Source organism: Vibrio hepatarius, from assembly GCF_001274785.1.
In the GTDB taxonomy this organism is placed as follows: Bacteria; Pseudomonadota; Gammaproteobacteria; order Enterobacterales; family Vibrionaceae; genus Vibrio; species Vibrio hepatarius.
The window spans coordinates 1-18,171 of sequence record NZ_LHPI01000021.1 but is presented as its reverse complement, the minus strand read 5'-3'; the positions used below and the strand labels follow the sequence as shown (position 1 = coordinate 18,171).

Here is an 18,171-nt window from a genome sequence, read left to right as displayed (position 1 = left end):
GCCAATCTTTGCAACAGAGCCTCCGTCGCCATGCTCACCTCGCTTTGGTGCACACGAGTATTGAGCATAGTCGAGATTGGTGCAGATCACTTCTGATATTGAACTGTCAGGAGCTGGCTGCACAACAGCCATTACGCCCAATCAACTGGTGCAGTCGTCTTCTGAAAATGACACATGGCATCTGACATCAAGTTAGGGTATGCCTCAATCTGACGGCTGCGAACCGCCAGGGACAGGCGCAATGTCAGATTCTGTCGCGGCCTTGGCGCGTGCCTGGAAGCGTTCATAGCAATCCAGCCCGCAGAAATGTTCGACGTATTCCGCGCCTTCCGGGGTGAAGGCGGCATCGAGCGGAATTTCTTTGCAGCATACGCAGCAGGTGGTGCAACTGGCAGTGTTCGGGGCGTTTGCGTTCATGGTGGTACTCCTCCAGATTGGTAGCGAAGCTCAAAGCTGCCCACTCTCGGCTGGCTGGGAAGCGGTCATGATCTTCCCTTGAAGGCCCGCAGCAGCCGCGTCACAGACAGGACAAACAAGCCGGTCAGCGTGAGGGCTGCAATACCCCAGTGCTCCCCGATGAACGCGCCGGCCGTCGTGCCGGCTAGCACAATGGCGAGAATCGGCAAATGGCAGGGACAGGTGAGCACGGCCAGCGCGCCCCACAAGTAGCCGGTGATCGGTTTGTGCGTCTCAGACGGCAAGTGCTCTGGGCTGTTCATGGCAGACTCTCCGCGTGCTGTGCCGGTTCGGTTGGCATGGCGGCCAGTTGCATTTCGAGGCTGGCCAGGGCCTCGCGCCGACGCTCGACGAGTTGCCGCAACACGGCAAGCTGCGCAGACGCACCGTCACCGTCCGCAGCATCCAGCGCCCGGCACAGCCGCGCCAGTGCGTCCAGGCCGATACCCGCTTCGAAGGCAGCCCGTACAAAGCGCAGCCGTTGCAACGCGGTGTCATCGAACAAGCCGTAGCCGCCCGTGGTGTACGCGACCGGCCGTAGCAATCCGCGCAGCAGGTAGTCGCGCACGATATGCACGCTCACCCCGGCATCAAGGGCCAGCCGGGACACTGTGTAGGCGCTCATTGAACACCTCCTTTTCCTCATCCGGCGCAGCACGAAAGCTGCTTCACGTCCTTGCTGAAGGTCTGCGCCGCGAGCTTCAGCCCTTCGACCATGGTCAGGTAGGGGAACAATTGGTCGGCCAGTTCCTGCACGGTCATACGGTTGCGAATGGCGAGCACCGCCGTCTGGATCAGTTCACCCGCTTCCGGGGCCACCGCTTGCACGCCGATGAGCCGTCCGCTACCTTCCTCGATGACCAGCTTGATGAAGCCGCGTGTGTCGAAGTTGGCAAGCGCACGCGGCACGTTATCCAGTGTTAGCAGGCGACTGTCGGTCTCGATCCCGTCGTGATGTGCTTCCGCCTCGCTGTAGCCCACGGTGGCGACCTGCGGGTCGGTGAACACCACGGCCGGCATTGCGGTCAGGTCCAGGGCCGCATCGCCGCCAGTCATGTTGATCGCCGCACGAGTGCCGGCCGCTGCCGCCACATAGACGAACTGCGGCTGGTCGGTGCAGTCGCCGGCCGCGTAGATGTTCGGGCTACTGGTGCGCATGCCCTTGTCGATGACGATGGCCCCCTGCGCATTGACGGCTACCCCCGCCGCTTCCAATGCCAGGCTGCGCGTGTTCGGTGTCCGGCCGGTGGCGACCAGCAGCTTGTCGGCGCGCAATTCACCGTGCGTGGTGGTCAGCACGAATTCACCGTCCATATGGGCGACCTGGCTGGCTTGCGTGTGCTCCAGCACCTCGATGCCCTCGGCACGGAAAGCGGCTGTCACCGCCTCGCCGATGGCCGGGTCTTCACGGAAGAACAAGGTATTGCGCGCCAGGGCCGTGACCTTGCTGCCCAGCCGGGCAAAGGCTTGCGCCAGCTCCAGCGCCACCACCGACGAGCCGATTACGGCAAGGCGTTCGGGAATGGTGTCGCTCGCCAGGGCCTCGGTGGAAGTCCAGTAGGGTGACTCTTTCAAGCCCGGAATCGGCGGGACCGCCGGGCTGGCACCCGTGGCGACCAGGCAGCGGTCGAACATCACGACGCGCTCGCCACCCTCGTTCAAACTAACGATAAGGCTCTGGTCGTCCTTGAAACGCGCTTCACCGTGCAGAACGGTGATGGCTGAATTGCCGTCCAGGATGCCTTCGTACTTGGCATGACGGAGTTCTTCGACACGGGCCTGCTGCTGGGCCAGCAGCCGCTCGCGCAAGATCGTCGGCGGTGTGGGTGGCATGCCGCCGTCGAATGGGCTTTCCCGGCGCAGATGGGCGATGTGGGCGGCGCGGATCATGATCTTGGACGGCACACAACCGACGTTGACGCAGGTGCCGCCGATGGTGCCGCGCTCAATCAGCGTGACCTGCGCGCCTTGCTCGACGGCCTTCAGTGCTGCCGCCATCGCGGCTCCACCGCTACCAATGACGACGACCTGCAACGGGCGTTCGTTGCCACTGGGCTTATCAGCGGCCCCTATCCAGCCGCGCATCTTGTCGAGCAGGCCGGCGCGGTTGTCCGTCGGTGGCGCATCGGCAAGCGTTGCCTCGTAGCCCAGTCCGGCCACGGCGGTAGTCAGCGCATCCGATGACGTGCCCGCCTCAATGGCGAGTTGCGCTGTGCCCTTCGGATAGGACACCAGCGCCGATTGCACGCCGGGCACTTTCTCCAAGGCTTCCTTGACGTGAGCCGCGCACGAGTCGCAGGTCATCCCGGTGATTTTCAGGGTGGTCATGTATTTTTCCTTTTCTGTGGTGGCTACGGCTGTTGCCGTCAGCCACGTTGTTCTGGCAATTCACAGCTGTCCGGCCCGCAGCGGCGATGTGCTGGCGAGATGAAATCCCAGACCGACACCCCAACCATCAAGGCCAGGCCGACATAGAGCAGTCCACCGCTCTGCCAGCCGTAAGCCCGCATTAAAAACACCGCTGCCAGCACCAAGATCGGGCCTATCGTGCCGAGCGCCGTGCGTCGCCACTGTCGATGATTGAGCCAAGCGATAGCATTGGCGAGTAACGCGATGCCGGCGAACATCGGCAGCAGGATGCCAATGAATAGCCCCTCGTACTGGCTCAAGAAGCCCAGTCCGATGGCCGCGCCAAAGCTGGCGATGGCAGGAAAACAGGCGGCGCAGCCCATCGCGGAAACGACGCTGCCGAGCGCGCCGGTTTTGCCAGCGATGCGCGTGATGAGTCCCATGTGTCGCTCCCGAGTTCGGTTAACGGATCAGCGTTTGAGGCTGGACGGATAGCCCGCGTCCTCGGTCGCCTTGGTCAACTTCTGGACGTTGGTCTTGGCATCGTCGAAGGTGACGACGGCCTGGCGCTTGTCGAAACTTACGTCGGTCTTGCTCACGCCCTCAACCTTGGAAAGCGCGTGCTTGACAGTGATCGGGCAAGAGGCGCAGGTCATGCCAGGCACGGACAGCGTGACGGTCTGGGTGGCGGCCCACACGGGGGCAACAACGGCAGCGAGGGCGAGGGCGGCAAACAGTTTTTTCATGATGAACTCCTGTGATTAATAGAAAAATGGCATGACGTAGGGAAATCCGAGCGAGACCAGGACCAGCGCGGCCACGATCCAGAAAATGAGCTTGTAAGTAGCTCGCACTTGGGGAATCGCGCAGACCTCACCCGGTTTGCAGGCTTGCGCCGGGCGGTAGATGCGCCGCCAGGCGAAAAACAGCGCGACCAGCGCTGCGCCGATGAAGATCGGGCGATAGGGTTCCAGCACCGTCAGGTTGCCGATCCATGCCCCGCTGAACCCCAAGGCGATCAAAACCAGCGGCCCCAGGCAGCAGGCCGACGCAAGAATGGCGGCCAGCCCACCGGCGAAGAGCGCGCCGCGCCCGTTTTGTGGTTCAGACTTTTGTGGTTCAGACATACGCTTGTCCTTTCAAATTTGGTTTGGATAGCTTAAGCTTACTTCCGTAGTTATGTACGGAGTCAAGCGATATGCAAATTAATTTTGAGAATCTGACCATTGGCGTTTTTGCCAAGGCGGCCGGGGTCAATGTGGAGACCATCCGGTTCTACCAGCGCAAGGGCCTGCTGCCGGAGCCAGACAAGCCCTATGGCAGCATTCGCCGCTATGGCGAGGCGGATGTAACACGAGTGCGGTTCGTGAAATCGGCCCAGCGGCTGGGCTTTAGCCTGGACGAAATCGCCGAGCTACTGCGGCTGGAGGATGGCACCCATTGCGAGGAAGCCAGCGGCCTGGCCGAGCACAAGCTCAAGGATGTGCGCGAGAAGATGGCCGACTTGGCACGCATGGAGGCCGTGCTGTCTGAACTGGTGTGCGCCTGCCATGCGCGGAAAGGGAACGTTTCCTGCCCGCTGATTGCGTCACTGCAAGACGGAACGAAGCTCGCTGCATCGGCGCGGGGGAGTCACGGGGTGACTACGCCTTAGCGTGCTTTATTTTCCGAATTCTGAGACGACCCCTCATTGGTTTGGTGGTTGCCGTCCATTCAGTGACAACGACGTTGTAGTGGCATGGTATCGACACACGGTATTTAGCATCTTTCTACAAAAAGCAGAAAACGGGTCACCTTACTATGAGTTGGCTTTGCAATTGGGCATAACGATTGAAGCGTTAATTGGGAAAGAGGTTAGCCCGGAGTTATACGTAGAGGTCATTCAAGACAGATCTCTTTTAGAGAAAATGATTACCCCGGACACACCGGCAACCGTTATCGAGATGGCGAACCGTTTCTTAAATATGGACAGCAAGTACTACAGCATAGTTCTTACTGCACCTATGGCCGTCTTATCTGAACACCTCCGTAGTTGCGCGACATCTTAGGCGTGCGAGCATTTCATAGAGTTTAATTATCAAGGACTACGTATGTCATACGTTACTTTACCGGTAATATCCCTTGATAACCTGTTTCGGTTATCGAGAGATGTTACATCGCTTCAATCTCTATTAGCCTTTCTATGTCATCAGGCAGCGAACCCAGGCACAGAAACTACGCCAGAACTTGCGTTTCAATACAAACCGTCTTTATCAGTATCAAGTGACATGTTCGCGCAAGCTCTTGGCTATGATAATCACGCACATGTACTCGAGCGCGCCAAAACTGTCGCTGGTACACATTATCCAGATTTTATGGACCAACAATTTGAGTCGCGGTTGCTGCATCTAGTTTTGGCCGAAATGAGTCAGCACTTTAAAGAAATGCCGCGCATCAAATTAGAGTTCGAAATGGTAGGGCAGATGGTGAATAGTTTTTGTCAGATCTTATCAAATAAAGAATCTCGTTCGCTTGAAGTCGTAGTCGGAGGTTCATGCACTGGAAAGACCCTTTACTTAGTTCAATGGCTGGTGGCATACGCCGAGGCAAACAATAAAGAGCCTCAAATTCCAGTTATAGTATTCGGGTTACCTTCTCTATTTGAGAATTTGGTGAAGCAGCGGCCCGATCTCTTTACTGGAGAGCGCGTTACTCACATCAAAGTCGATTTGGATTGCAACAATATGCCATCTTCGCCTACTGGTACACCAATCACGTTCATTGAAGTGGATTGGATGTCGAGCAATGAATTTGACGATGAAAGGATGTATTCACTTGCATCTGTATTGTCTGAATCACCGAACCCGATGTGGACTGTTTTCGATGAAACAATGCAATTCACACCCGTCGTGGTGGCCTTTAAAGATTCTATTCACAACATATTGGCAACGGAGCAGGTAGGGTTCAGTAACGATGGACAAACTCTTTTCTCACCAACCCAATTTACATGGCGATTAATCGACCCCAAATCCCTAATTAGATTTTTGAAAGCGATCGGCAGCTTCAAGGACGGGCAGGCAGACGCAATGGCAGAACGCTTAATGCCAAAACATCCATCAGGTGTTTCTGCGCATATGGCACATACACTTGTTAAAAACAGTGGTCTTTTGACGCTACCTTATCAACTGAATGAGAGAATTTTTTATGTTTAAAGTTCTCGGCGTCATGGATTTGATGATGAACTTAGGGTTAGCCATTTTCATAGGCATCCGGGCAGAAGCACTATCCGCATCGCTTGTATTTCTAATGTGTTATGGGGTTTTGACCTATCTCTTTCACCAAGGGGAAGAGAATTATAAAGGAAGTCATTTTTACCTTGCTATGTGGGGCATGAAAGAAGGTATCACGGCAATGGTAGCAGCCTTATTAAGCAAGGTGGCTTATGCCGCATACAGCGCTCTGGCTAGCAGTGTAAGGAGTGGCAAAGAAATAACATTTCTGGATGCAGACAGGCTTCATAACGCATCACAAAATGGCTTTAGCGATTGGCTGTCGGGGATCTACCACCAGCTAGTTGTTTTTAGTGAAAGTTTTGGTTTAACAGATGTCGACCATGTTGTTTATGCATACCTTGCTATTAAAGGTTGTTGGATCTTTATCAAAGCATGTGACTACGCAGCCCATTCCCAAGTCATGGCTAGAATGAAAACCGTATGAAAAATAAGAGCCTTCGGGCTCTTTTTTCTTGGACTGCAGACTCAATGCGTCCAACCAAATGAACTATAAAGTATTCGGAGAATATAACTGTGTCTGTACGTACTGACATGCCCGACTGGGCAAATGACATGTTGATTTGCAAGGGGCTTGGTTTCGAAGTGCAAGGGCTCAGCGAATGTTTATGGCGGGAGTTCTGCGCTCAGTTTGGGCTTATTGAATGTAAGTTGTCGGTACGAAAGGACTACTTTGCCCATTACATAAAACAGCAAATCAGAAGTGGTGGCATAACCAACAAAATTTCCAAGCTTAAGGCCCAGCAAAAAGCAGCAATGGGTCAAAATCGGAACTATCACTATGCAGCTCCGAGGCCAAGGAAATCAATGCTCCAAGAGTTTGAAGAAAAATACGCCGAATATCTCAGGGACGAATGATAGGAACGTGTGGAATTGTTATCGATGATAGTGCATTAAAACACATTGGTCTGAATCTGAAATTCAGTACCCCATACTAACGCAAGTGAGAGAGCAGCAACTGTAAGGTTCGTCTTGATGTGATTAGGATTCATAAGCTTTGCCTCGTTTTTAGTAGTTGTCTGTTTTGTGTTTTTCTCTTCGTTTGTGTTTCGAGTTAGTGGCAGGCTTGCTTTTAAACAAGCGTCGATCTTCAAGTGTTCGGTGATGTTATACGTCGCACAGATGCTGCCTTCGATTGCTCTTTCAGACCAATGGGCTCTAATTTAATGATTATACCACCTTTTTGCTGTGTATAAACATAGACCATAAAACAATATGCGTAGGAACGGCATACTGCTATTCTTAATTAAACCTGCACTGTTTTAGGTCAAGAATTAACGAACATGACTACTAGAGGCCCGGGTGAAAGCTAAATTTAAGCTACTCGCAATATTCTCTGTATCCTTACTATCGATGCTATCTATGGCGTCATTCTTTTCGTATGAGATTCAGAAAATAGAGCAAGAAGAGTTCGCCACCGATGTTTTAGGTAATGCCGAACTTGTCACGTCACAGTTGGTGACTGTTCTCACCACGGCTAATTCGATCGAAGGTTTCACCTGCAATAAAGACAACATCAATAAGCTTCGTGAACTTGTCATGACGAATTCGGAAATCTTCGATGCTGGATTTATGAAAGACGACACCGTGTACTGCACTGCGAACTGGGGAGAAATAAAACCGACTAAACTGAGGTACCAGGGTTCGGGTGAGCAGAATGGTTACCAGTTTTATTCAAACGAGGAAAATTTGTATCGGATTTCGGAGCACTACAATTTAACCGCGAAAGGTAATTTCTTCGCAGTAAACATCACCACTTCTTATTCAAGAGTACTTAAAAAGCTACCACAGTTTCAGTTTCAAATTTACTCCAAAACTGTTGACCACATATTTGACGAGTACGCCCCAGCGAAGAAATCTAATTCCTATTTTGCCTTAACACTTTCAACGGATGCTTGCAGTAAGGTATATGGGTTTTGCGTTAGAACGATCAATGATAGGGCTGGCCTCCCATATTACAGCATCCGATCGAACACCATTGTCTTCATCGTCATCCTGACAATCAGTTATCTCATAACTCACCTTTTACAACTGATCATTTCCAACCGGCAAACTATTGAAGCACGTTTCAGAACGGCTCTAAGTGAAGAATCGCTTTTCATGGAGTATCAACCCATAGTCAGAATCGGGAATGGTCGTGTCGAGGCCGTAGAATCGCTTGTAAGGTGGACTGACGACGTATACGGGCGAGTATCACCAGAGTTGTTCATTAGTATTGCTGAGAAACTGTCGCTGTACCCGGAACTGGCACACTTTACGGCCAAGCGAGCAATTTCAGATATGGCGTCAGTGTTACGCAATGACCCTCAGTTTTCCTGTGGCATCAACATTTGTAGTTATGAAATTCGTGAGCATGCCTTTCTGGAGTACTTAATTGCGCTTGTACGCTCACATGACATTAATCCAAGTCAGATAAAAATTGAGATCACTGAAAGCATAGATGTTGAGCTGATAGAAATCGCTGAGTTCTCTGCGCGAGCTCATGCGCTAGGGTTTATGGTGGTGTTGGATGATTTTGGAACTGGTGTGTCGAACCTTGTTTGGCTAACAGAGGTTAACTTCGACTCCATCAAGATAGACCGCGTATTTGTGAACGCTTTGAACTTCGACATTAAAAAGGGGATGGCAAGTGCCATCATGGATCTTGTTGCAAGCCTTGGCAAAGAGGTCGTTTTTGAAGGTGTGGAAACCAAGCGTGAATACGACATGATCACCAAGCACAGTACACAAGGGTATGTTCAAGGCTGGTATTTCTACCGTTCTTTACCGCTAACTGAATTGCTTACTCTTTTAAATAATAAAAAGTCTTCCTGATGTTGGGTGTTTTCCGCCCGGTTTTCCCCAGAATAAACGCAAACAATTGGATTGCGGAGTTCGATAAGTGAGGGATACTTTTCAATCAATATGTTTAGCTATGGTTGTGCATAACATTGATATTGCAGAGTTCTCACCGATCGTTTAACCTTGCATTATCGTTACGGCGATTGGGTTGTGTCACCTGAGTTGCGCTCAGACTCCAACGGCATTTGATTCCATTACAAACAGTAATAATCAACAACTTTTTCCAGTTAGTAATCAACCACCAGCTAATAACTGTTAATTGAGCGCCAGATAGCAAAAGGTTTGATTATGATCACCATAAAAGCTGAATACTCTCAGTTTTGTCAACACATCCATAGCCATCTAAAAAACGATGGTCACAACATCAAATTAGCCAGCATTCGAGAAGCGGTAGCACAAGCACTCCAGTACAGGACAGTGAGCTCTTTACTTTCAGACTTGCCAATCGAAATTACAGATCTGTTCATCCGCAATTTGAATGAAGTTCTACATGCGAATCACCACATTGGAGCTAACTTCACACTAAATGCATTTCCATTCCCAGAGCGATTTCCTCTTACGGTGCGAGAGAGAGAGGCTGTCTGGAGAAGTTTTGCTGAAAAGATATATGCAGAAATACACGATAACGATTTTGCTTCCGTGGTATTCATGATTGGAACAGGTGTCTCGGTAGAAGGCATCTTGAATCAACCTGCACCATCAGAATTAACACCGGATGGTAAAGGTCATTGGTACTGTAGTTCTCACACTGACATATCAAAAAGAATCCCTGAAATTACAATAGATCCACAAGCATCTTTAAAAGCTAAGAAGATGCCTACCAGTACTGCAGAAAAAATAGGTTCGAACATAAAAGACATCTTTTATCGCTATTGGAATGCTCACTCTAAATGGTGCATTGTACAAGCTGCATCGGATTTGGTTCGTAAGCCAGTTGTCACTAACCAAGGTAGTCGCTTGGACATTAGCCAATACCTTGATAGTCCATTAAGGGAATCGTTCGAAAAGCTTGCCAGTTGCACATCTCCATCATTGAACAGATATTCTCATATTGAGCCCAATCCATTCTTTCCGGTAGATAAGACTAAAGTTGATAGCTTTGAAAACAAATTAATAGGTGAACTGATCAGTAAAATACAAGGTCATTGCATTTTAAATGAAATGTATTCGGATAAAGAAGATTATCAAACGTTACTTTGGGATGAATTGGAAGTTCTAGTGCCATTTTCAAACACATCAAAGCGCAATAAATACGATCATTACAGAGATTTTATCTGGTGCGATGCATTTACCGCTGTGATTCGTAAATATGCGTTTGAATGGCTAGAAGCTCAGGAAGATTGGTCGAAATCATTACGAGATTTGACCATTAGGCCATTTACCAGCCCAGTTGAAGTAGAAGATCGTCTATACACAACCTCAGAGTCAAAATTTGCAACGCACTTCCATTCAGAAACTGGCACTAATCTGTTTGTCGTCCCTTTTGGTCGTGGTGAGGATGAACTGGGTTATCACGATGACCTTGATGAAGACGATGACCTTTATGAATACGATGAAAGTGATTTTGAACTTGACTTAACATCCACTAGAGAAGCTTTAGAAAGAGAAGTAGAGGCTGGCGCATTATCTGAATCAGAGATTGAGTATTATCTCAATTTCGAGAGAGAGGAACGTAATGAAGAATTAGAAGAGCGTAAACACGCTTACGAATACTCGAAGCCTTTTGTCAGTCCATTTAGGATTGAAAGGCTTACCGTAGACAATCTTGGTCAAAGTGGGGAATTGAATTTCTTCATAAGTGGTAGCTATTTTTCCGAACTCTTATCACCTGAGTCATTAGGTATACATGACGATCTAATGGACTCAATGAGCCGCGAGTTTCAACAATTAGCCCAGTATGTGAGTAACAACACTTTACTTAGTGATAATGAACATTTCGAAGGCTGCGATGTATTCTACGTGAATGACATATACATGACAGACGCCGTGAACCTGGACACGTTAACAACAATCATAAGTGAAGGTTTACAACTAAGTGGGAGGTATCCAGATAATTGTGTCGTTGTAGTGAATGCACAGGCTATTACCGACCGTTACTTTACTGGTGCTCCATACTCAGGCTGTTCTCAATTAAAAAATGAATATGAAAAGTTCTCCCACCAGCTGATTGAGGCATTGGATAAAATATTTCGTGGCGCTTTTTATCTTGGATGAATAACTAACTACCGTTAACTCAACGGTTCATCTAATTAGGACTGGATTAAGCTAAGCACGACTTAGTATAAGTAAAAATTACTTCGTGCTAGTTTACTAAGCAACTGCTCACAATAAAAAAGCTCTTGTTGTGACGGAACGGATTTAGCCCAGTGGAACATTGCTTCAATATATCACTATAGGTAAACCAATGATTTTACCCACTCACAAGAAAGCTCGATTAAGTGCAACTTCATTAAGTAAGTCGCTAAAAATAGATGACAAAGAAGCTCGTAGTATGTTGGCAGAGCTTTTCAATTTCAAATCTTGGGATGCGCTTATCAACTCCTTACCGATTCAAGAGCCGCAAGTCACACCAACGGTATTGAACTCGACTCACCAATTTATGGCTGAAAAGCTTTCGGACATTCTACAGGTTGACCAATACGAGGCGATTTTAGCGTTGGTGAAGTCAATCTCACCATTTTCGAACAAGCCAAAAGCGTATCGCGTTGACTTGGACGCAATTAGAGATAGAGATGATGATGCCATCGACTTTAGCGAACTTCGAGAGATGGTCGGTTTAATGGGCGAGGGGACTGCTGATGAAAACATGATGGCTTCTTTAAAACAATTGCTATCTATGTCAGACGACCCAGCACTTAAAGAGTTACAAGAACATTTGGAAGGCACCACTTTTGATGATTTCCAAAACCGGATGCGAATCTCTCACCCGATAGATCCTTGGACCTATGTTAACCTTTTAGATGGCTTCCTTGGATGGAATTTAAAGGAATACACAGAAGATGACATCCCCGACCAGGTAGAATTTGGCGAGCCGTGCTTTTATTGGCTTGATGAAAATGATGAAGAACATCCTGTGTTTGCAAATTCTATTGTAGTCTCACCGGGCGATTCGAAAGACGAAATGTTCTTATCAGTTCTGGACGCGATTTCAGATGGCTATGATGAATATTTTGAAAAGCCGATATTATTACTTGGGAATCCTATCTTTAAAACGTTTAACGGCATCCGCTTTAGCGTAATTGGGGTTTGGAATTCAGGCAATTCATGGCGTTGGCTGTTTTTATCGAAACTCAAACCGTGGGAGCAATTACAGGCTTATCCTGAAAGTACCATCGATGGACTTGAAAACAGCTTAGATACTCCACCACCGCCAGGGTCATTAGCTGAGTTCACAGTAGAAGACCGGTTTCCTGCATCCTTGGTATACCACAGCATTTTAAAGCCAACTCAGGAACCGGAATTTGGAGAAGATGGCGGCAGGTTTGTAATAGAAGAACGGTATGAGATGAAAGGCGTTACTGGCTGGAGTTCATATGTATAAAAAAAGGAGCCTCATGGCTCCCTTTTTTTTGATGTATTTCTGTAGCTCAGTACCGTAAATGTTCGGTCTATTCGACTGGCAATAAACCACGATGCAACCGTTGTACAGAAGAGTGTACCCGAGCATAGCGCAACGATCGGTATGGTGACATCCGGGTGTAATGGCGCATTAAACACATTAATGCTTAGGTACATGATAATGCCCATAGGAAGCAGGCCAAACGCTACGCTTAGTAACAGCTCTTTAAGGAAGCCGAATCGGTCATTTTTAAAGGGTGAAATCAGTACCAATAGGTGTATCACCATCATCTGGCTTAGATGGCCACCAATAATCGTACTCTTGAGTGCTAACTCGGCCGCGACTAACAACGCCATGTAGCACGATACAAAAACGAAGTAGGCTTTAAAGAATGTACTTGGCTTTGATAGGCCGCGACTGTCTAACTGCATACTTGCCTCATTTCTCATTGGATTGGTTTTGGATGGTTGATACCAGGCGAAGTACCAGGTCTATATCGACCTTGATTTCTGTATACCCCTCATTCTTATCGAATTCTGCCTGAGCCTTAAGCTCACTGATTGCGGCTTTAAATTCGACTGGGTTTTCCAGTTCATACGGCTTGGACACGTTGTAAGATTCAGTAGGGCTAATGGGGTCCAGTTTGGTAAATGTCTGGAACTCAAAGGCATTGGCGGCGGGTATATCAATCATCCACCCGCAATCAACGAGCTGATACCGCTCAGGGTTCGTATTGTGCTTGATGAAGCCTAAATATCTTGGGTACTGGAACAACTCGATGCCATGTCCTTTAATAGCCAGTGCGCCACTTTCGTCAAAACTGACTGTATAGCCGTTTTCGAGCATTAGTGTACCGGTTTCCTGTACCGTCTGGTGACGGATCTCTTTATTAGTAATGCTTGGCATATCGCCCCCTTAGCTTGGTTTCACAACGGCCGTGATAATGGTTGCCCCAATTTCAAATACCATCGTTGTGAACCCAAAATCATAGGTTTGAGCGACTTTATCTGCATCAGGAATGGATTCGAACATGTACGCCCGTTCAGGCACGGTAATGTGATCACCGTCTTTAGCGAGGAATTTGCCATTGCCATCGCAAACGACAAAACCCAAGAACTTGGTGATAGTAGGAAGATCGTTTTCGATAATGATGTCTATGGGGTCTACCAATCCATCTTCATAAGCCACATCCGCAGTTGCAAACGTTTGTGGACACTCAAGAATCACGTAGCTGCCACCTTTTCGGCGTTTGATTGTAGCGCGCTCCCCGGATCCTTCAATTTGTCGAATAAGCTCGTTTGCTTTGTCTTTATCTAACGGATGCAGATCATCAACAGAGAGACTTGGCTGGTGGACGAGTATTCCCCATTCAGCTTCATAGATGGTGCTGGTGGTATCTAGTCTGCCTGACATCTGATTCAGTTTCAGACTTTTGATTTTCGCCAGTTTCTTCTTCTTCGCCTTTCTCTTTGCATCTTTTGTCATTGCCATAAACAATCTCCTGTAATTATTGCTCACATTATACGCTATTTGTTGAATGTGTAGTATTATTGCATTTGATTCAATATCCGCTATATCCGCTATTTCTGTTAAATGGAGTAAACATGGAGAAAAGTATCGAGTTTTTACCGGTTGGTGAGAAAGTTATTTGGTACGGCCGCAAGCAAGGCTCTTGCACCCACGATAGCCTTTTTATTGAGGGTGACGTTTATGTGAACACTGGGTGCCACCCGAACGGTGATATTGAGCTGCAGCTTAGTGACGATAAACCAGAAATTAGTATTCGCGCTACCACCGGTGAATATGGGCTTCTGAGTGATTATGAAGAACAACGAGAACAATCAATTGCAGAGTATGGAGTGATGTTGAAATGACCAAATTCATAACCGTTGTGTATGCCATCAATGACCCAAAGGCATTTAAAGAGCAACAAGACCAAATTGCAAAACTACATAACGCTTATGACCCTAATAACCCACCAGCTTGGGGCATTAGTGCAGTATCGCATTCAGATGAAATCCGTCGTTTAGAAATCATTGAAGAAATTTCGGATCAAACATCTGATGAATCTGATTCACTTCAAATCGTTTTTGACATCCGCGATGCGTTGGCAGCAGATCAGTTGCCAGCAAAAGGTAGTTGGTTTGATCGAGATTCAATCGGAAATAAATAATTGCCCAATTAAATCAGCATTTTCTTTTTCATAATTACACTAGTTATTCCCAACGGGTCATTTCATTGATGGCCCAACATTCTAAGTGTAGAGAGACATATTAATGATTAGAGTAACGGTCAGTGATGAAGCCTGCATACAGCTTCAATCCGAAACGAATCCTACAGAGATTTCGACAGGTTATGTGCATTTCAAACGTAGCCACAAGTTAGATTTAACGGAAGCATACAATGAGTTCATCTATCTTTGGGTAGATGTAAATAAATTCGATGAATTATGGAAGACTTCGGCACCAGACCGTTACATACCCGCTGACCTTAACGACTTACTCAATTTCAATATTTTGGGTGAGATGTATCACCGAGAGCAGCAACTGATCAAGTCAGAAAATAAGGTATTTAAGTTGTTGGAGATATACCAGCAGCTCAATGCCATTGAAATTGATACACCAGTGCTAAAGACAAGAGCCATTGACTTCGAAGAGGGTCGACACCGGTTTTGGTTGTGTAGACACCTTGGATTGACCCATTTTCTTGGCGCTGTTAATGGCTATCAGTATCGCCAGCTTGTAAGCGCTGGAGTAGCTGGGCAGCACAGTAGATCCCGGGTTGCGTTTGACAGAAATCATAACCCTCTGTTTCAAACAAAGCGAACGTGAATGGACATAATGACTAAGCTTACGGATTTAACCAATACAGCGTTTGATGACTGCTTATATTCCTTTAAGCCACTAAAGAGTATTAAACCTCAGTTAAAGAGCCGGCTACATTCATTCTCTCTGGCCGAAATTACAGAGTTGCTTTCTGCCTTCCTGTTTGCAGAGGCACAAACGGCAAAATCACCGGGTTGTGTGCCAGAAAATGCAAGTCGGCCATTTTCAGATCTCACCATCGATGACCGTGCGAGTTACGCTTATGTGATAAAGGTTCTGGCTGAGGCCGAATTACAACATCGCATTGACCATCGAACAGTCACCGACTGGTTTTCATTGTACAGCGCAAATGATCTGGTGGCTGACATAAAAACAGTTTTCCCGGATTCCCTGATCCTTACTCATTGGCATGACATCGATAGGCTTGAACGCGACTTCTGCGTAAATATCCATAGCAATAGTCCAATAGCTGTCTTTCCTACGGCATTTACATCATCGACAGGCTTACTGACTGCCGGCAGTTTTTTCATTATCCAAGACCATCTAACTGACGATGATGACCTCTCGGCGGCGACTTATCATGTCAGTTTAAATGTCAGTGATAAACTGCAGTATTTCACCTGCGATACTCTCTATGACAAACAGTTTCTTCAAGCACTCTTAATGAGTGGCTTTGATACCCAAGTACATCTCGACAAGTTGACCGCTGACGCGCTCCCATTTGATCAAGGTCGTGAGGCTTTTTTAAAACGCATTCATCCCGACGATAACCCGTACTCGATATGTGATTGGCGCCATAGTGAATGGAATGAAGGTTGGGACTTTTCCGAGGAAGGCGATAGCGATAGCGCTTTCGACTATGCAAGCAACAAATTCATTAAATAATAAAAGGACAAACACATGCTTAAGAACGTCGCGGCGCTTGCGTCAGTGATCAGTTTTTCCCTGATGATGTCAGGCTGTGCAGAAACACCCAATGAGTATATTGAACTCAAAGGTAAATACGCTGATGACTACGAACTCGATGCAGAAGACTTTTCAGAACCAACACGCTTTCTTTACCCACTAAAGTGGATTGAACCTAAACGCACGACTAACAACCTTGATGTGTTTTACTACGATGTAGACCAGAACAAACTTAAGACCGCAGGGCAGGCCGCGACATTAGCCATTGGTGCGATTGGCCACGTTAACCCGCTCGATATTGGTCTGAGTCTTTTAACGCAACAAGGAGCTAAAACCACTTATCACTCTGTTCTTGGCGATCAGTACCTTTATACGGTAGTAAAGGTCGACAAATCGAAGGATTTAGATGCCCAGGCACAAGTTGTGAACAAGATGGCCATCGATACGGTTGCATCCGTTTATGGTGATTCTGCCAAGACCGAGTACGTCCCGACAGGCACTAACTTCTACTTGGTTGAAGGCACTAAGGTCTACGACCCTAATTATGTCTTCTGTAAGCAAGGGGTAGAGTCTCTTTGTCGAACATTTACAAGCAGAATACCAATGTTGACCAGAGACAACGATGGATACATTCCGATGGCACCAACTGGTGACTATATGACGGCAGTGACACTTTTGCCGATAGGATTCCCGATCGACAAACTGAAATTCATTGGTAACCCTTCGGTGGAGCAGTACCTATACGTGCCGGCTATTAAGCTCAATGAAAACCGCGACTTGTGGAAGCAAGAGAACCTGGCCTACTTCAAAGAATGGTACCAAGAAGAGAGAGTGTCGGTTAACCCATACCTTAAGCGTTTAAGTGATGGAAAAGTGATGTACTTCAACCCGAAAATTACCGCGCTGCAGAAAGACGATTACTCACTCTATCGAGTGTTTAATTTAGGTGAGTCGGAGGATGCACAGTAATGACAGATTTACTTGTTTCCGTACCGGGCATGGTGGTCAATGAGGACTATTCGGATGATTTAGCTCATGCTGCACGCGTCTGCCACCAGCTTTATGTCAACCTCGGCCACATGAAATGGGATGTGGAATGCATCACTGACATGGCACCGGATGCTCTCTGTAGCGGCCTGATTGCTGATCAAATTAAAAAACTCGAAGACCTACTTGCATTTTCCGGTGAACGATTTATATCGCTACTACAGAGAGAATCGAAACTTGAGTTAACCTTTCAAGATAAATACCCGTTCATACAAAGCTATCCAAAATGGATCGATGGCTTATTCCCTTACATTAGAAAGAAGGAAGTCGACGAGCAGATTATCGCAGCTGGTGGCCACATGGTTTTCAATAGTCTTGAGGGAATAAGCAAATTTCCTGATCTGTGCGTTCCACAGGAAGTCTCTGATAACTTTATGGTTGTTTGGTATCCCATCGCCGCGCAGTTCGACCAACCAGGTTATATCTGGAAAACTTCCGAGAAGAAGTGGCAGACATACAGCTTAGAGCTATAAAAGTTAACGGCATTTTGCCTTTATTTTAATACAATGATTTACATTCGTTTTGTGAGAACTAGAGAGGCAGTTCATGGAATTCTATTGGATAACACTACTTGTCGGATTTGCCTTTGTTTTGGGAGCGGTGAGCACCTTCATTTTTTACATTGCTAAGAAGGCCAGATCCCACAACAAAGTAAGCGTACCGCCGTTTGACGACAGCAAGCCTTACTATGTTGCTATTGACCATCAAGGGGACATCTACGGCTTTAGACGCTTTTATCCGGTGTCCGATTTTACTAAGTCAACAACACTGCAGGAATGGGCAGATGAAGCGGCGATCGTAGAAGCAATGTCATTCTCTGAACTGCAAGATAGATTGGGCGCTGGCAAAGTTACTGAAAACAGCTTGGCGCATCAATTGGCAGCGTTAAAGGAGGATATAACCGTCATTCCGCAGCCAA

The 18,171-nt window shown here is 47.5% G+C and carries 24 protein-coding genes; 14 read left to right on the top strand and 10 right to left on the bottom strand.

What is annotated here, in order from left to right; genetic code table 11:
- Positions 1–204 precede the first annotated feature (204 nt).
- The 7 genes from AKJ31_RS19135 to merT form a co-directional block, all read right to left on the bottom strand.
- Complete coding sequence (locus AKJ31_RS19135) at positions 205–417, bottom strand: DUF3330 domain-containing protein (protein ID WP_000993245.1); 213 nt, start codon at positions 415–417, stop codon at positions 205–207.
- Between the two features lie 65 nt (positions 418–482).
- Positions 483–719 carry a broad-spectrum mercury transporter MerE gene (gene merE, locus AKJ31_RS19130; RefSeq protein WP_001087807.1) on the bottom strand — a complete coding sequence of 79 codons (237 nt, stop codon included), beginning with the start codon at positions 717–719 and terminating at the stop codon, positions 483–485.
- Positions 716–1,081 (bottom strand): mercury resistance co-regulator MerD, encoded by a 366-nt coding sequence (gene merD / locus AKJ31_RS19125; protein ID WP_001277466.1) that lies wholly within the window; start codon positions 1,079–1,081, stop codon positions 716–718. The genes merE and merD overlap by 4 nt, the downstream gene beginning before the upstream one ends.
- A 17-nt stretch (positions 1,082–1,098) precedes the next feature.
- On the bottom strand, positions 1,099–2,784 hold the full coding sequence (gene merA / locus AKJ31_RS19120) for a mercury(II) reductase (protein WP_000209296.1): 1,686 nt from the start codon (positions 2,782–2,784) through the stop codon (positions 1,099–1,101).
- Between the two features lie 38 nt (positions 2,785–2,822).
- Complete coding sequence (merC, locus tag AKJ31_RS19115; RefSeq protein WP_000522996.1) at positions 2,823–3,248, bottom strand: organomercurial transporter MerC; 426 nt, start codon at positions 3,246–3,248, stop codon at positions 2,823–2,825.
- 27 nt (positions 3,249–3,275) lie between these two features.
- Positions 3,276–3,551, bottom strand: coding sequence for a mercury resistance system periplasmic binding protein MerP (merP, locus tag AKJ31_RS22705; RefSeq protein ID WP_000732275.1), 276 nt, complete (start codon positions 3,549–3,551; stop codon positions 3,276–3,278).
- A 15-nt stretch (positions 3,552–3,566) separates the two neighbouring features.
- Complete coding sequence (gene merT, locus AKJ31_RS19105) at positions 3,567–3,932, bottom strand: mercuric ion transporter MerT (RefSeq protein WP_001294656.1); 366 nt, start codon at positions 3,930–3,932, stop codon at positions 3,567–3,569.
- A 71-nt stretch (positions 3,933–4,003) separates the two neighbouring features.
- Between merT and merR the strand changes: the two genes are divergently transcribed.
- The 7 genes from merR (at position 4,004) to AKJ31_RS19065 (ending at position 12,456) form a co-directional block, all read left to right on the top strand.
- Positions 4,004–4,459 carry a mercury resistance transcriptional regulator MerR gene (gene merR, locus AKJ31_RS19100; RefSeq protein WP_001166628.1) on the top strand — a complete coding sequence of 152 codons (456 nt, stop codon included), beginning with the start codon at positions 4,004–4,006 and terminating at the stop codon, positions 4,457–4,459.
- Between the two features lie 436 nt (positions 4,460–4,895).
- Complete coding sequence (locus AKJ31_RS19090; RefSeq protein ID WP_053410655.1) at positions 4,896–5,996, top strand: hypothetical protein; 1,101 nt, start codon at positions 4,896–4,898, stop codon at positions 5,994–5,996.
- Positions 5,989–6,501, top strand: coding sequence for a hypothetical protein (locus AKJ31_RS19085; protein WP_053410654.1), 513 nt, complete (start codon positions 5,989–5,991; stop codon positions 6,499–6,501). Before AKJ31_RS19090 ends, AKJ31_RS19085 begins: the two co-directional genes overlap by 8 nt.
- An 89-nt stretch (positions 6,502–6,590) precedes the next feature.
- Positions 6,591–6,932 (top strand): hypothetical protein, encoded by a 342-nt coding sequence (locus AKJ31_RS19080; protein ID WP_146041623.1) that lies wholly within the window; start codon positions 6,591–6,593, stop codon positions 6,930–6,932.
- Between the two features lie 504 nt (positions 6,933–7,436).
- Positions 7,437–8,888, top strand: a complete 1,452-nt coding sequence (locus tag AKJ31_RS19075; protein ID WP_053410652.1) for an EAL domain-containing protein — start codon at positions 7,437–7,439, stop codon at positions 8,886–8,888.
- Between the two features lie 315 nt (positions 8,889–9,203).
- The gene (locus tag AKJ31_RS19070) at positions 9,204–11,129 is read left to right on the top strand and encodes a hypothetical protein (protein WP_053410651.1); all 1,926 of its coding nucleotides are present in this window, start codon (positions 9,204–9,206) and stop codon (positions 11,127–11,129) included.
- A 190-nt stretch (positions 11,130–11,319) separates the two neighbouring features.
- The gene (locus AKJ31_RS19065) at positions 11,320–12,456 is read left to right on the top strand and encodes a hypothetical protein (RefSeq protein WP_017190641.1); all 1,137 of its coding nucleotides are present in this window, start codon (positions 11,320–11,322) and stop codon (positions 12,454–12,456) included.
- A gap of 11 nt (positions 12,457–12,467) precedes the next feature.
- On the opposite strand, the gene AKJ31_RS19060 is transcribed toward AKJ31_RS19065, so the two are convergent.
- Genes AKJ31_RS19060 through AKJ31_RS19050 form a run of 3 tightly spaced genes read right to left on the bottom strand, consistent with a single transcriptional unit; the run spans position 12,468 to position 13,965 of the window.
- Complete coding sequence (locus AKJ31_RS19060) at positions 12,468–12,905, bottom strand: hypothetical protein (RefSeq protein ID WP_017190642.1); 438 nt, start codon at positions 12,903–12,905, stop codon at positions 12,468–12,470.
- 7 nt (positions 12,906–12,912) lie between these two features.
- Entirely contained in the window at positions 12,913–13,380 is a 468-nt protein-coding gene (locus tag AKJ31_RS19055) for a hypothetical protein (RefSeq protein ID WP_017190643.1), read from the bottom strand.
- 9 nt (positions 13,381–13,389) lie between these two features.
- Positions 13,390–13,965, bottom strand: a complete 576-nt coding sequence (locus AKJ31_RS19050) for a hypothetical protein (RefSeq protein WP_017190644.1) — start codon at positions 13,963–13,965, stop codon at positions 13,390–13,392.
- 113 nt (positions 13,966–14,078) lie between these two features.
- Between AKJ31_RS19050 and AKJ31_RS19045 the strand changes: the two genes are divergently transcribed.
- From AKJ31_RS19045 to AKJ31_RS19015, 7 genes are all read left to right on the top strand, one after another.
- Positions 14,079–14,348, top strand: coding sequence for a hypothetical protein (locus AKJ31_RS19045; protein WP_017190645.1), 270 nt, complete (start codon positions 14,079–14,081; stop codon positions 14,346–14,348).
- Positions 14,345–14,647 (top strand): hypothetical protein, encoded by a 303-nt coding sequence (locus AKJ31_RS19040; RefSeq protein ID WP_017190646.1) that lies wholly within the window; start codon positions 14,345–14,347, stop codon positions 14,645–14,647. The genes AKJ31_RS19045 and AKJ31_RS19040 overlap by 4 nt, the downstream gene beginning before the upstream one ends.
- Positions 14,648–14,750: 103 nt before the next feature.
- Positions 14,751–15,305: a hypothetical protein gene (locus AKJ31_RS19035; RefSeq protein ID WP_053410650.1), complete on the top strand. Its 555-nt coding sequence runs from the start codon at positions 14,751–14,753 to the stop codon at positions 15,303–15,305.
- Positions 15,306–15,314: 9 nt separating this feature from the next.
- A complete protein-coding gene (locus tag AKJ31_RS19030; protein WP_157052402.1) occupies positions 15,315–16,184 on the top strand; it encodes a hypothetical protein in 870 nt (289 codons plus the stop codon).
- A 15-nt stretch (positions 16,185–16,199) separates the two neighbouring features.
- Positions 16,200–17,174, top strand: coding sequence for a hypothetical protein (locus tag AKJ31_RS19025; protein WP_017190649.1), 975 nt, complete (start codon positions 16,200–16,202; stop codon positions 17,172–17,174).
- Positions 17,174–17,725 (top strand): hypothetical protein, encoded by a 552-nt coding sequence (locus AKJ31_RS19020; RefSeq protein ID WP_053410649.1) that lies wholly within the window; start codon positions 17,174–17,176, stop codon positions 17,723–17,725. The genes AKJ31_RS19025 and AKJ31_RS19020 overlap by 1 nt, the downstream gene beginning before the upstream one ends.
- A 73-nt stretch (positions 17,726–17,798) precedes the next feature.
- Positions 17,799–18,171: hypothetical protein (locus tag AKJ31_RS19015; protein WP_157052401.1), on the top strand; the 373-nt coding region annotated here is incomplete at its 3' end.